Source organism: Rhodovulum marinum, assembly GCF_004343075.1.
Classification (GTDB): Bacteria; Pseudomonadota; Alphaproteobacteria; order Rhodobacterales; family Rhodobacteraceae; genus Rhodovulum; species Rhodovulum marinum.
In genome coordinates this window covers 1-13,334 of record NZ_SLXP01000025.1, presented here as the reverse complement: position 1 = coordinate 13,334, position 13,334 = coordinate 1, and the positions used below count along the sequence as shown (strand labels likewise).

13 protein-coding genes and 1 tRNA gene are annotated in these 13,334 nt (G+C 59.4%); 5 read left to right on the top strand and 9 right to left on the bottom strand.

Translation table 11 applies throughout. From position 1 onward, the window contains the following. The first annotated feature begins 12 nt into the window (after positions 1 to 12). Positions 13 to 89, top strand: a tRNA-Met gene (locus tag EV662_RS19085). Positions 90 to 487: 398 nt separating this feature from the next. Here EV662_RS19085 and EV662_RS19080 read toward each other — a convergent pair. The 6 genes from EV662_RS19080 to EV662_RS19055 all read right to left on the bottom strand — a co-directional run bounded on the left by EV662_RS19080 (position 488) and on the right by EV662_RS19055 (position 5,888). Next, positions 488 to 1,114: a hypothetical protein gene (locus EV662_RS19080; protein ID WP_132466425.1), complete on the bottom strand. Its 627-nt coding sequence runs from the start codon at positions 1,112 to 1,114 to the stop codon at positions 488 to 490. Between the two features lie 280 nt (positions 1,115 to 1,394). Then, positions 1,395 to 2,693: an AAA family ATPase gene (locus EV662_RS19075; protein ID WP_132466422.1), complete on the bottom strand. Its 1,299-nt coding sequence runs from the start codon at positions 2,691 to 2,693 to the stop codon at positions 1,395 to 1,397. A gap of 441 nt (positions 2,694 to 3,134) precedes the next feature. Beyond that, the gene (locus EV662_RS19070) at positions 3,135 to 4,286 is read right to left on the bottom strand and encodes a hypothetical protein (protein ID WP_132466418.1); all 1,152 of its coding nucleotides are present in this window, start codon (positions 4,284 to 4,286) and stop codon (positions 3,135 to 3,137) included. Positions 4,287 to 4,463: 177 nt separating this feature from the next. Then, entirely contained in the window at positions 4,464 to 4,688 is a 225-nt protein-coding gene (locus EV662_RS19065) for a hypothetical protein (protein ID WP_074218266.1), read from the bottom strand. A 129-nt stretch (positions 4,689 to 4,817) separates the two neighbouring features. Further along, positions 4,818 to 5,057, bottom strand: a complete 240-nt coding sequence (locus EV662_RS19060) for a helix-turn-helix domain-containing protein (RefSeq protein ID WP_132466415.1) — start codon at positions 5,055 to 5,057, stop codon at positions 4,818 to 4,820. 84 nt (positions 5,058 to 5,141) lie between these two features. Then, positions 5,142 to 5,888: a hypothetical protein gene (locus EV662_RS19055; RefSeq protein ID WP_132466412.1), complete on the bottom strand. Its 747-nt coding sequence runs from the start codon at positions 5,886 to 5,888 to the stop codon at positions 5,142 to 5,144. A gap of 216 nt (positions 5,889 to 6,104) precedes the next feature. On the opposite strand from EV662_RS19055, the gene EV662_RS19050 reads away from it, so the two are divergent. After that, positions 6,105 to 6,461 carry a hypothetical protein gene (locus tag EV662_RS19050; RefSeq protein ID WP_132466409.1) on the top strand — a complete coding sequence of 119 codons (357 nt, stop codon included), beginning with the start codon at positions 6,105 to 6,107 and terminating at the stop codon, positions 6,459 to 6,461. Between the two features lie 97 nt (positions 6,462 to 6,558). On the opposite strand, the gene EV662_RS19045 is transcribed toward EV662_RS19050, so the two are convergent. Then, entirely contained in the window at positions 6,559 to 7,746 is a 1,188-nt protein-coding gene (locus EV662_RS19045; protein WP_132466406.1) for a site-specific integrase, read from the bottom strand. Positions 7,747 to 7,923: 177 nt separating this feature from the next. Continuing rightward, the gene (locus EV662_RS19040; RefSeq protein WP_132466403.1) at positions 7,924 to 9,621 is read right to left on the bottom strand and encodes a recombinase family protein; all 1,698 of its coding nucleotides are present in this window, start codon (positions 9,619 to 9,621) and stop codon (positions 7,924 to 7,926) included. A gap of 551 nt (positions 9,622 to 10,172) precedes the next feature. Here EV662_RS19040 and EV662_RS19035 point away from each other — a divergent pair. Then, positions 10,173 to 11,366, top strand: a complete 1,194-nt coding sequence (locus tag EV662_RS19035) for a DUF932 domain-containing protein (protein ID WP_132466400.1) — start codon at positions 10,173 to 10,175, stop codon at positions 11,364 to 11,366. 85 nt (positions 11,367 to 11,451) lie between these two features. Here the strand turns inward: EV662_RS19035 and EV662_RS19030 are convergent, their stop codons facing one another. Beyond that, positions 11,452 to 11,943 (bottom strand): hypothetical protein, encoded by a 492-nt coding sequence (locus EV662_RS19030; protein ID WP_132466397.1) that lies wholly within the window; start codon positions 11,941 to 11,943, stop codon positions 11,452 to 11,454. A gap of 99 nt (positions 11,944 to 12,042) precedes the next feature. Here EV662_RS19030 and EV662_RS19025 point away from each other — a divergent pair, with 99 nt between their 5' ends. Beyond that, positions 12,043 to 12,357 (top strand): hypothetical protein, encoded by a 315-nt coding sequence (locus tag EV662_RS19025; RefSeq protein ID WP_132466394.1) that lies wholly within the window; start codon positions 12,043 to 12,045, stop codon positions 12,355 to 12,357. A gap of 234 nt (positions 12,358 to 12,591) precedes the next feature. After that, positions 12,592 to 13,334 (top strand): ParB/RepB/Spo0J family partition protein (locus tag EV662_RS19020; protein WP_165915658.1); only part of this gene is annotated, 743 nt, incomplete at its 3' end.

Here is a 13,334-nt window from a genome sequence, read left to right as displayed (position 1 = left end):
TGGGACCAATGGCGCGGGGTGGAGCAGCCCGGTAGCTCGTCAGGCTCATAACCTGAAGGTCGTAGGTTCAAATCCTACCCCCGCAACCAAAAAATACCATATGGATCAACGCCTTAGCCTCGCCGCGCGCAGGTCTTCTTGCGTTGCCACGCCAGGCGTGGAAGCCACGTGGAAGACCAAGAACGGAAACAAGGGGTGTGGCGACAGAGCAACATGCTACTAAGCGGTACCGAGCGATCCGCCTGCCGAAACGCCCGTGGATTGGAAAGCGAAGACCGCCAAAGCCGATCACAACGCAAACGGCCCAGAGCTGCCGTTCGAGCAAGTTGCAACGGACGGCCGCGGAGCAGCCCATAGCAGACATGCTGACATCGACCGGCGTCACTTAGCAACTCAGGCATAAGCCCGAAGAACGGTCATTCGCAGCAAGCCTTGGATGTTTTTCTCTTGTAATGTATGGTGTATATTGGCAGCAGAGTTATCGTGATTATGCTGCATCCGAAATGACTGAAATCTTGTCAGCGTAAGACTTGGCGACTTCGGCTTCCGGGTTGTCAGCCATCCAATCAAAAAAGGCTTCGAGAAGAAATTTTTCTAAATAGTCATTGGGCATCAACTTTTGTCCAGCTTTCAGAATTAGGTGTTGAAGAATTCTAACGGACGCTACGAGAAGCGGCTTTCCGTAAATATCTCTGGCGGTATCAATTTCGGCCGAGCTTGGGCGATGCAGGAGATGGAAACTCCCGACATCGGCTCTTTGGATGCGCAGGCGGTTTTTCATCCTTGCGCGATCGATCTCCGGCGGAGCCAGTGGACGCTTCGCGTGCTTGAAGCATGCCGCAGGCTGTTTGCGACAAAACAGGGATTTATTGGCCGCAATCAATACCAGGTCAGCTCGCAGCAGGTGTTTTAGCTGACTGAGGAGGGCATGCCGCGCATCGTCGATGATATTGCGCGTGTCCGCTTCATCAAAATCGTCAATGACGAGTTGTTCAAACGCGCGAAATATGACGTCGGTTTGAAAAAGCTCATTTTCCCAGCTGTAGGTCCTGGTGCGAACAATTTGTTGATGCTCAACGTGATTCCCCCAAAATACCGAGTAGTCTCTGTCCATTGCAACACATACATTCTTTAGGTTGCCCTCCGCGATATCTGAGGCAATTTTATTCAAAGTTTTACAGCTACCAACCGAAAGAAATTTTACTTTTTTTCGGGAAGAAAGCGTGCAAACATTCTTTTCCAGAACCGTATATCGACCGATTTCTGGTGCCCCCCGCCCGCAAGAATCTCTTCTTCTGTGAAGGTTCTTTGCTCACCGCCCTCGGTATAAACAATTAGGTCTACGCCTTTCAGGATATGCAGGTTTTGTAAACCTGAATTTGTTCTTGTCAAAGTCATCCGAGGACCTTCTCCATATCGATTACTTGATCGGAGTAGTGGCTGATTATATCAGGAGAATGAGTAGCGAAAATCACTTGGCTGTTAGGATTTAGTGCCCGCAAATTATCTACCAACACTTCCTGCCAATCCACGTGCAAAGACAATTCTGGCTCATCAGCAATGTAAGTCCATTCGGCGTCCTTCTGAAGAAGAGCCTCAGCAAGGATGATAAAGAGTTGCTTCTCGCCAGATGAAAGTTCATTGATTCTAAGTGTTTTGCCAGACCTCGAATGAAAGACAATCTCACCACTGGGCATTACCTCAGCTACTTTCCGGTGGAACATTGCATCCAAGATTTCGACGAATGCGTCTCTCGGTCTCAATATTCCCTTTTCGGCCTTGACTGCGTCATTCCACTCACCTACCAGCGCGTGTATTTTGTGCGCATTTATCATCACCATCAGATCGGCGGGTGAGTAGGTATTTTTTCCTTTATCGTCCTGAATAATCTGAAGCTTGTCAAAAAACTTGTCAGCGTCTTTCCTGTATTCATCATGCGGGATATTAAATCGCTCAAAAATATCGATTAAAGCTGACTTCTCTAATTCTAGGTTCATTCCGCCCAGATCGTTATCCAGTGAGAAGGATGAATCGTCCGCGATCAAAGAGCGAAATAGCTTCCTTTGAAAATCCCTGGCTCGTTGGTTTGCATTAGATGATAGCTCGGAGAAATACCGCTCAAGCCGATCTGAGATTTCGCGGAGCTTCCTGTCGACATGTGTTTCGTTCGAACTTCTCTCCGGACCACTGCGTACGGACGATACACGGTTGATCGACAGCCAGTTCATCTTGATTAGCTTTGACAGCTCTATGCGGACATCACGATAGCCATATTCGTGTGCGATCCTTCGTCTGATTATCTGGCCTGTTCTTGGATCGCGTCTTGTATGGAGAGCGCGCTCCCTCAAATCAAATGGCGAAAAGATCTTTGTTTCCTCTGCAGTCGACTTCGCGGATTCTTTGATCTTGTAGATGATTGAGGCAAACCCGCCTTCGTCGCTCAAGTCGCGCTCCACTACAATCGAAGGCTTCCTGCGGGTTTCTTTATCAAAGAGAACAATTTCAATTCTCTCAAATGGAAGCCTCTCCAAAGCATCTTCATCGCATTGAAGGGCAGAAGCGAGGATGTCGATAGCTGTCGTCTTTCCTGAGCCATTTACCCCGACCAGAAAATTGACTTTTGGGTCAAATTGAAGAAATACATCATGATTCCCCCAAAAACCTTCGATGTTGACGCTCTCAATTGTGGGCATGGAACATTACTCCGAAAAAAGCGCCTTGAAGTGCTTGCAGCACTTTCGGTCAGCTGATCACAGTCATTGGTAGCTAAGGTGGTCCGTCAACACAACCAGACGAACTCCCAAGGCGTAGAATGAGGAGTGCCGTCCCGTTTCAGGCGCCTGTAGGCTAACGAATGAAGTTTTCATAGTTAGTGCGAGCGACCGGTGCGACGGGCCGGCCAAAGCATCAGGGGCCTAAGCTGGATATCTCCTTTGGGCCGTTCGCGCACCTGGGTGCAAACCGTCCAGTTCGACATTGCCAAGGTCGCTTCCCTGCGCACAGCGGACATCCGAGACAAACGCAGCGAAAGTCCGGTCGCCGCCCCCCCCTATCGCTCGGCTGGTGCCGCTTGAGCTGCGGCTATCGCGGCGGGAAGCAAATGCCTTTGCGCCCTTCAGTGTTAAAAACGCTGCCTATTCCGTGAACCGATACCGCGCCTTCGCCTCGGTCAGCTTGTTCGCCGCGCGTTCTGGATCGGCGCGGATGGCGTCGGCCAGGCGCGCGCCCAGACGTTCCATGTGGTCCGATAGCTCGGGCTCCGGCACGCCTTCCAGCGCGGCCAGGGTCGTGGCGTTGCCGGTGAGCTGGGCCATGATCAGCCGGATATGCTCGGCGCGGTGGACGTACCGCACGCTGTCGGGGTCAACGTGGCTGCGCATCTCGGTCAGGTCGCCCTCGCATTCGGCCGCCGCCATGTCCCAGATCGGATGGTTCGGCCAGCGCGCGCGGTTGCTGTCCGTGGGGTCTGGTTCACAGTACCGGACCTGGGCCAGGGTCCGCGCCACCACGTCGCCAAAGAGCGCGTCGAACTCTGCCCATTGCCGGATTTGCCAGCGCTCCTTGAGGTGGTCCTTGCCGGCGCGAATTTCGATCCGCCAGACTTGGCTTTGCGCGCGGTCCTCCGAGTCCAGCGGGGGCAAGCCTTCGCGGGCAAGGTTGGCGTTCCAGATATCCCACCAGATCGTCTTGCGGCGGTCGATCACCTCGCGCCGCTTGTCGTAGAGGATCACCTGGCGGCCGGGCATCTTGCCGACCGTGACCGACGTGAAACGCCCGGACTTGCCGTTGCTGCGCACGTCCTCCGAGGCGATGAGCTGGTCCGCGCGGTTCGCGTGGCTGTGTATCACGAAGTTCTCGGGCACCAGCTCGAACTCGGGCGCCAGGATATCGACGCAGAAATCCGCCCGGCCGATGCTGACCTGGTGCGCGCCATAGCGGATGCCGAGCCGGTCCAAGGTTCTCTCGATCTGGGTGCGGGCATAACCGAGCCCCTGGGTGGCCAGCAGCGTGGAGCCGACCGAAAGCCGGATGCCCCAGGGGTCGCGCGCGTTCGGCTTCTTGAAGAACCATGTCATGTCCAGTGGCCCGCCCTTGAGAATGAAGCGATAGCCGTTTCCGCCGTGGTGGAGCAGATCGAACTCGGCGCCGCCATAGCTGACCGGGACGGGCGCGCGGGCTTCTTCCGCCTTCTCGCGTTCGGCGTCGAGATAGTCGAACAGCTCGGGCGGGATATTGGCCTGGATGGAAAGCGCGATGGTGTCGAAACCGCGGTGAACGATCTGCATGGGAGTTACGCTCCTTTCTGTATTTCTAGAGGGGGGTGCTACAATCACCCCCCTCTGGCGGCGGCGCCGCTCTGGGTGGGTTGGATTTCTGGGAAAGGTGGGCGCTGGCGCGCCCTCAAAGGTGCCTCCGGCGGGGCAGCTTTGGTTTTGGGGCCGGGCAGGTCTGCCCGGCGCCGGTTATTCGTGGTCCATCGCCTTTTGCCTGGCGATCCATTTCTCGGCGCGTTCAGCGCATTTGGCGACGTTCAGCAGGTCGTTATGGGCGAAGGAACTGCTCGACCGCCAGTCGCCTTCCGCTGTCTTGTAGCCACGCGAGAAATCGACGGAGTGGAAACCGTCATTGTCCCAGATCGTCGCGGTGATCAGCCCGATCTTGAACTTGTACGCTGGTTGGTTGGTCATGATTTCTGTCCTTTCTGTTGTACCTTGGCTGGGCATGACAGGGGCGCGAGGTGACGCCACCCCGCGCCCCATCAGAGCCATCCGGCCCCAAAATCCCGCGCGGTGCTGCCAACCCCGCGCGGGCAAAACTCAGTTCTGGGAAGTGTGCTGGCGCCGCCGCGTTTCCGCCCAATCGCGCAGATCGGCGCGACGGTAGCGAACCGACCGGCCCGCTTTGTAGAAGGCCGGCCCCGCGCCCGACACGCGCCATTTCTGCAAGGTACGCACGCTCTGGCAAAGGTAGTCCGCGGCCTCGGTCTCGGTGATGAACCCGTTCCAGTAGTCGGGAGCGGGCGCCGCCTGATCGGTGGAAACTGCCTGGTGCCGCATGTTGATCGTCCTTTGCTTGCCTCGTGCTATGAGGCGACCATAGGTGCGCCGAGCTGCGCCACGCGAGCCCAATCGCTGGACGAATTAGGAGTCGGAATTGGCGATAATTCGTCCAGCGATTTTCCTTGACGTGCTGATTGACGCTTTCTGCTCGCGGATGACGCGCGAGGCGGGGCAGTCCGGGTTGATCTGTTCGAAGGCTGCCACGCAGAACTGCGAGGCCGGCGTGATGGCCTGCCCGTCATCTGTGACGTCCCGCGTGAAAGGCTGGTCCGTCACGCTGCACCACAGATCGTGGATATTCCGCATCCAGAGGCGCAGGCCCCAATCCCGCTGGGCGCCCCGTTTCCCGTTGCCAAGGCGCTCCGGCGCATCTTCCAGAGCGGAGGCTAGCCCGCCGATGATCCGTTCGATGGCGGGCAAATCCAGCGCAACGGATAGGGCTTCCGTTTCTAAACCGTCCAAAGAGATTTCGAACGGCGTTTCCGAACCGGTCAGGGCGCCCGGAATGCCGGTTTCGATTTCCGTTACCAACGCGTCCCTGGCTTTCGGCGGCAGGGTGTCAAGCGCAGCGGCGAGGTTTCGGGCGAGTTTGGCACTCTTTGCGAGTTCCCGTTCCAAATCCGCCCTCCGCGCGGTGCGATGATGCCGCGCGGACTCCCAACGATAGATCGCGGCACAATCCTCAAGGTCCTGGCGGAAGCGCGCCGGATCGGCCGGGCTCAGTCCGCCAATGCGGCAGAGCCTTGCGACATCTTCGGGCGTGTAGGTGGGGGCATGGAATTCAGGCGGCACTATCGGCATGGGGCTCGTCTTCGCTGGCTGGATCATTTCACGTCACCACTCGCAAGGCCGGTCCGGCATTGCCAGCGTCTCCGAATACGGAACTCAGCGGCCGCGCGCCGCACCGCATCGTCGGCCACATGCGTCTAGACAAGGGCGAACTCGGCACCTCCATCTGCGCCAATATGGCGCTTTCCTTCTCGTAGACCGACTTGACCGGATCGCATACCAGAGTGCTCTACGTCATGTAACTAGAGGGAAAGTATGCGTATTTTTGTTGGAGCGTGTGCGTTGGTTTTGGTCCTGGGGGCGTGCAGCGACGCCAAGAAAGCGAGTGAGGTTCCCCCGGCCGCGATTTCAACAAGTCAATACCGCGGAATGTCTTGTTCGCAACTGAGGACCGAAGCAAATCTTATAAGAAAGCGTACGCCGGCATTGGAAGCGGCCGTTGAAAAGGCATACAAGCACGACAAGAACATGGAAGCCGTTACCTGGATTCTGTTCTGGCCTGCCGTTTTTGCCATGGATGGAAACGATAGCGAAAGCCAGGCGCTTTCTCAGGCTCGCGGTGAACTCGAAGCGATCCATGCGGTGATGGAAAGCAAAGGGTGCCGAATGTAGCGGCCGACACCTGCGCCAGGGCATCCAGTTTGGCGAAGCCGCCGCGAGGATGCCCTCGGCGCTATTCTTGCGCAATCGCGATGCGCTACGGGCGCCTCTATTTCACCACACGCAAGGCGGGCATCGCACCGCCCGTATCGCCCAAGACCGAGCTGAGACGGGACGCGTTTTCTTCGGCCGCGCGCCGCACCGCATCGTCGGCCAGGTGCGCGTAACGCATCGTTGTCTGAAGCTGCGTATGCCCCAGGAGTTTGCCGACCATCTGGATCGGCATGCCGGACGACACGGCATTCGACGCATAGGTGTGACGCAGGTCGTGGATGCGCACATCCGGCAGGCCGGCCCGCGCCCGGATGCGGCGCCAGGGGTGCTGGAAATCGGTGGCGTACTGTCCGGGCACCTTGCCCGCGATCACGTAAGGATTGCCTTGCACATGCGGGATGGCGTGCAGCACGTCCCGCGCCGCCTGGGGCAGGGGGATGCGCCGCGCGCCGGTCTTGCTGTCGGGCAGCTCCAAGCCCTGCGCGGTGACATACTCCCATTTCAGCGTCTGGATTTCCCCGAGCCGGCAGCCGGTCAGAATGAGCAGGCGGAAGGCGCCGACCATGTGCGGGGTTTCCGAGCCCTCCCGCAGCACCTCGCTCAGAACCGTGCCGAGCCGTTGCAGCTCGGCATGTGTCAGGTACCGTTCGCGCTTCTTCTCCCGGTATTTCGGCACGTGGCGGCATGGGTTCGAGCCGTCCGGGCGCAGGCCCCAGACTTCCGCCAGGTTGAACATCTTGGAAATCACGCCCAGCACGCGGTTGGCCTGGTAGGGCACATGCCGCAGCCGGTGATGGAGTTCGGCTACGTCGCTGCGCGCCACGTCCACCACCTTGAACGTGCCGATGGCCGGCTTGATGAACAGATCGATGCAGCGCCGGTACTCTTTCTGCGTCGAGACCTTGCAGCGTTCCGCCACATGGGTTTCGAAGAACCGATCACAGAGCGCGGCGACGGTCGGTGCGCGGCGGTGCTGCGCGGTTTCCTCGATTGGGTCACTGCCGCGGCACAGATCGCCCAGGAGTTCTTTGGCCCGCGCCCTGGCCATGTCCGCGGTGATGCTGCCATGCCGCCCGAGCGAGGTGCGCCGCGTGCGGCCGCCCTTCTTGTATTGGAGCTGGTAGGTCTTCACGCCGGTGCGCATCACCCGGACGCCAAAGCCCTTCACCTCGCTGTCCCAGACGAAGTAATCGCGCGCCTCCGGCGCCAGGGCGTCCACGCTGCGCTTGGTCAGTTTCGGCATCCTTGTCCCCTCTCTCCGGCGCTTCCGTGGAAGCCTGGTGGAAGATTCCGAACGGAAATCACGGGGTAAGGCGTAGAAAGCGAGCGCAGCCGCCGTCAACGAAAAAGCAATGGAGTCAATAAGATAGCGTAGAGGGGCGCAGCCCGGCGAAGATGGGGGAATCGGCCCGAGCCGGCCTCATAACCTGAAGGTCGTAGGTTCAAATCCTACCCCCGCAACCACTGATACCAACACTCCCGCGCGTCGTCCGCCGGGAGTGTTCGTTTTTCCAGACCCGTCAACTGGCTGATGCTCGATCCAATTTAGGATTGTGCCGAGGTCTCCGTACAGCCTGGCGTCAATCTCACCCCGCTTGGGACCAGGGATCAACTCGATCTTCTCGATCAGCATTCGTAACGCTTCGGCCGCTTCCTGTTGTTCCTCCGGGCGGCTCAACGCCTCGGCCAGGTTTTCCACCTTCCGCGCATAGAGCGCCGCCGCCGATGGCAGTCGATCCGGCATGTCTGGTGGGGCGTCGGAGAGTAGGGACGCCAGTTCGGCTTTTCGTGCTTCAAGCACGTCCATCTCGGCCTTCATGCTTTCGTGGAACATCCCCGCCTTGATCGCTTCGATAATCCCCTGGATTTGCTTGTCGATCTTGCCGAGTTCAACTTGCCATGCGGCCCCGCTACTGCGTCGTTCGCTATTGAGGCGGTTCGTTTCTTCCGCGAACGCACGCATGGCTTCAGCGGCGACTTCGGGGGCCATCAACCTTTCTCTCAACCCGTCGAGTACCCGCTGCTCGAGTTCTTCGCGTCGGATCGTTCGGCTGTTGGAACATGTACCCTTGCTGATATGGTTCGAGCAGGCGAACCGCCCGGCACCACGCAGACTGTAGGGCCCGCCGCAGCAGCCGCAGAAGATCAATCCCGAAAGCAGGGTTCGCCTTCGCCGCGCGCCATTCAAACGGTTCTGTTTATGATGACTTCGCACCGCCTCCGTTACATTGGCGAACCGGTCAGCGATCTCGCTTTGGCGCGCCTTCACCTCCTGCCAGAGGGTGTCTTCGACAATGCGTAGGTCCGGTACATCCTTGTAGATCCATTCGCTCTGCGCATTCATGCGCGACACGCGACGCCCTGTCCGTGGGTCTTTGAGGTATCGCATCCGGTTCCAGACGAGGCGACCCACGTAGAGTTCGTTGTTGATCAGCCCCGTGCCGCGCTTGACGTGCCCCCGGATCGTGGTGTCGTTCCAGGATCGGCCATTCGGACCCGGTATGCCCTCCTCATTCAGCCTACGCGCAATCGATCGCGGCCCGACGCCGTCGGCGAATTCCCGGAAGACGCGACGCACGATCACGGCTTCGGTCTCGTCGATCTCGCGTTCACCGCGAACCGGCTCGCCATGCCCGTCGATCGCCTTCTTGACCCGGTAGCCGTAGCATAGGCCGCCGCCGGACTTTCCGCTTTCGACCCGTCCCCGGAGACCGCGGCGCGTCTTGGCGGCAAGATCCTTGAGGAAGAGGGCGTTCATCGTGCCCTTCAACCCGACATGCAACTCGGAGATCTCACCCTCGGCCAACGTGACGATTGCCACGCCGGCGAATTGCAGATGCTTGTAGAACGTCGCGACGTCGGCCTGGTCACGACTGATGCGATCCAGCGCCTCGGCCATCACGATATCCAATTCCCCGGCTTGCGCACTTTGCAGGAGATTCTGGATTCCAGGCCGCAGGATCATGCTCGCCCCGGAGATTGCCGCATCCTTGAAAGCGCCAACGACTTTCCAGTCCTCGCGTTTCGCGTGTTCGCGGCAAACCCGGAACTGGTCCTCGATCGAGGCGTCCCGTTGATTGTCCGAGGAGTAACGGGCGTATATCGCCACTCGCGCCATTGGTTCTCTCCTGACTTCGGAGTGTGCCGCAGCAGAGCCCACCGATCAACTTCCGACGGGCATAGCGCAAGATGACCGAAACGCCGTCGGTGCGGCCTCGCTCAGCTGTCGCGGGTTCTTCCGGCTTTTGCGGAGCCCCGTCCGCTACTTGTCTCACCTTCGAAGCGATCTCGCGCCATCTGGCGGCCGATAAGTCGAGCCAACTGCAGAACGGCTTCGGCCTGGGCTTCGCACGCGGGTGCAGCGGCGCCGGAAGTGACGCCGCGCAATTCCCGCTTCCCTGAAGTGTCGCGTTCCGAAGCCATCGTGCCAAGACATCCCACCTTCCATCGGATGACGTCATCAGACACGTTCTGACTTTCCCGAATAACCCGCCGCTTTCGTTCGTGCGGCGTTTGGCGGTTGTGGCGTGCATATAGGAAAAGGTCCGGACGACCCCGGTGGCGCGTTCCTGTGCCTTCGGCTGCAGAGGAAGAGGGCCAGGGCCGACTCCATGACGGGTTTGGAGATCGAGAGAGAGGCTCTCGGCCGCCCGTCGCGGAGGTTTTCCAATGAATACCGAGATCATCGATGCCGGGCGTGACATGAGCGGCGGCTATAAGGTGGATGTGTCGCGCGGCGACAACGTGGACCGCGTATCGTCGGAGTGGTTCTCGCGGCCGGATGACGAGCGGTATCTCTCGCTCGATGACCTTTTCGCCTCGGTAAAGGGCCGGTCGGAGCGGAGCCGGACGCGCACGGTAGAGAGTGCGGCGATCCGGGTCGAGGCGCACCGCGACAACCCGGAGAAGCTGGGGCTGGTCCTCCCGGGCACGGATGAGCCCATCGCGCCGACGCATTGGAGCTTCGGCCAGCTCTCGAGCCTTGTCGGTGCGCCCGCGGCCTATCTGCGGCAGCTGCCTGCGCCGCTGGCGGGGATCAACCTGCAATACGGTCTGACCAACCACCGAGCGGAGCAGATTAAGACCATGGAAGTTGCGGATGGCCGTACGGAACTCCGTGCCGTGACCGGCCCAGACTACGGCCGCATCTATGACCATGAACTGGTCTCCGCCGTTCAGCGCATCGCGGGCAACGGCACGGGCGACACGCGCTGGAAGGTGCCAGGTGTCCTCGACTGGTCGACCGGCATCTACAACCCCCGCGTGGACGTGACGAAGGAGACGACGACGCTCTACGCCTCCGATCGCGACGTGTTCCTGTTCCTCGTCGACGACCTCAATCCGATCGAAGCGGGGCTGTTGCCCGACGGCTCGCCCGACCTCTATTTCCGGGGGTTCTATTGCTGGAACTCCGAGGTGGGCGCCAAGTCCCTCGGCATCGCCAGCTTCTACTTGCGCGCGGTTTGCCAGAACCGCAACCTCTGGGGTGTCGAGGACTTCCAGGAGATCACGATCCGGCACTCGAAATACGCCGCTTCCCGCTTCGCCCATGAGGCCGCCCCGGCGCTAAGCCGCTTCGCCGAGTCCTCGCCCGCGCCCTTCATCGACGGCATCCGCGCAGCGCGCGAGAGGATCGTCGCGCGGTCGGATGAGGACCGTCAGGACTTCTTGCGCAAGCGCGGATTCTCGAAGGCGGAGACAAGGCGGATCGTCGAGACGGTGCTGGCCGAGGAAGGCCGCCCGCCCGATAGCGTCTTCGACTTCGTGCAGGGGATCACCGCGGTGGCTCGCTCGAAGCCGCAGCAGGATGCGCGGTTGGTGATGGAGGGGAAGGCGAAGGTGTTGCTGGAGAGGGCTTTGTGAGTAGAAGGAAGAACACTTTGGCTCTTGCAAACATACGAGGAATCATAACCTTGACCCAAGCTCGAACGGATCGCGGTCTTCCGGATCAGCCCCCTTGATCAGGATTTCTATATAGATCAGTGGCCCACAAAAACCGGTCCGCGGACGACAGGTACTCGCCGACGTATAAGCTGCAGCGTTGAAAATAATCTTGTGTGCGCTCTCGGCCGGGGTAATCCTCCGGAACGCTTGAAAGACCAGTGGCGATAGCGTCACCGAACTCTTCGGCGGTTGCCCATTCGCTCGGATCAAACTGTGAGCCATATACCGCTGAACCTACTAGTCCGAAGACGGCTTTGACGGCGGACGAAGATGCTTCTCCGCTATGGCGATTCAAGCCAGCGTTTGGGTATGCAAGAGGGGTTCTCTTCATTCCGTACCTCTGCATGTCACGTTGCCACTCAGACTGAATGGCGTCAGATACTCCTGCGCGCACAAAGATCATGCCAACCTGTCGCTCAAGATCCGGGCAACCGGCCGCTTCTGCGCGCTCGTCGACGCTTTCTTGGCATCCCGCCAACGCCAAAAGGGCAATCATCAGCGCACTCTTTTTGAAGGACGACGAGTATACTACTTGATTTATCATGGTATTCCCACTTGAAGTATCGATGTAATCAACGAAGGAGCTACCGTCACGATGAGGAAGTCACTTTCTATTCTTATTCTGTTGTCCACGGTTACGGCGTGTCGTGGCGAAAACCCAGGATCGGATTTTATCGATGCCTGCGTCGGTTCTCAAGGCGAATTCACAGAAGAGGTGTGCGGGTGCATCTACGAGAGGCTTCATGAAGACTTCTCTCCAGAACAGATGACGCGAATCAGCGGCTTGTTTAAGGGTGATGTTTCCGACGCAAGCGAGAACCTGGAGGAGACTGGAAGGGCATCCGATATGGATATTCTTGAGCGCATGAACCTCATTGAAGAAACCGTAGGTGCCTGCTTCGAAGGATAAAATGCGGCTAGGTTACATAATTCCTAGTTGGGCCAAAAGGTCCGGTTCTGGCGCGTTGCATCCTGCAACGCGCCAGAGCAGTTCCTATACGAGCATTCACTTCAATTGCACGTTTATATGCAATCAGACCTTCGCAAAAAGCGTGCTGTTAGAGTAAGAGGGGTGCCGGGTTTTCCGTGACGGGTTTGGAGGTCGGGAGAGAGGCTCCCGGCTGGCCTGTCGCGGAGATATCCCATGGGACCCACGCAACAGAAAATCACCCTCAGCGCCTCGCGCGACATACCCTTCAACAAGCTGATGCTCAGCCAGTCGAACGTGCGCCACGTCAAGGCGGGCGTGTCGATCGAGGAACTGGCCGAGGACATCGCGCGGCGGACGCTCTTGAGCTCCATCACCGTGCGGCCCGTGCTGGACGAGAGCGGCGCCGAGACCGGCATGTACACGATTCCGGCGGGCGGGCGGCGGTTCCGGGCGCTGGAACTGCTCGTCAAGCAGAAGCGCATGAACAAGACCGCGCTGGTGCCCTGCATCGTGCGCACAGACGGGCTCGCCGAGGAAGACAGCCTGGCCGAGAACGTCCAGCGCGCGCCGCTGCACCCGCTCGACCAGTTTCGCGCCTTCCAGGCGATGCGCGAGAAGGGGCGTACCGAGGAGGAAATCGCCGCGGCCTTCTTCGTCTCGGCCAGCGTGGTCAAGCAGCGGCTGAAGCTTGCCGCGGTCGCGCCGTCGCTGCTCGACGCCTATGCCGAGGAGGAAATGACGCTCGACCAGCTGATGGCCTTCACGGTCAATCCCGATCACGCGCGGCAAAGCCAAGTCTGGGAGGCGCTGCAGCGGCACTATTCGCGGCAGCCCTACGAGATCCGCCGCATGCTGACCGAGGGCGCGGTGCGGGCCTCGGACAAGCGGGCGCAGTTCGTCGGGCTCGACGATTACGTCGAGGCCGGGGGCGAGATCCTGCGCGACCTGTTCCAGCA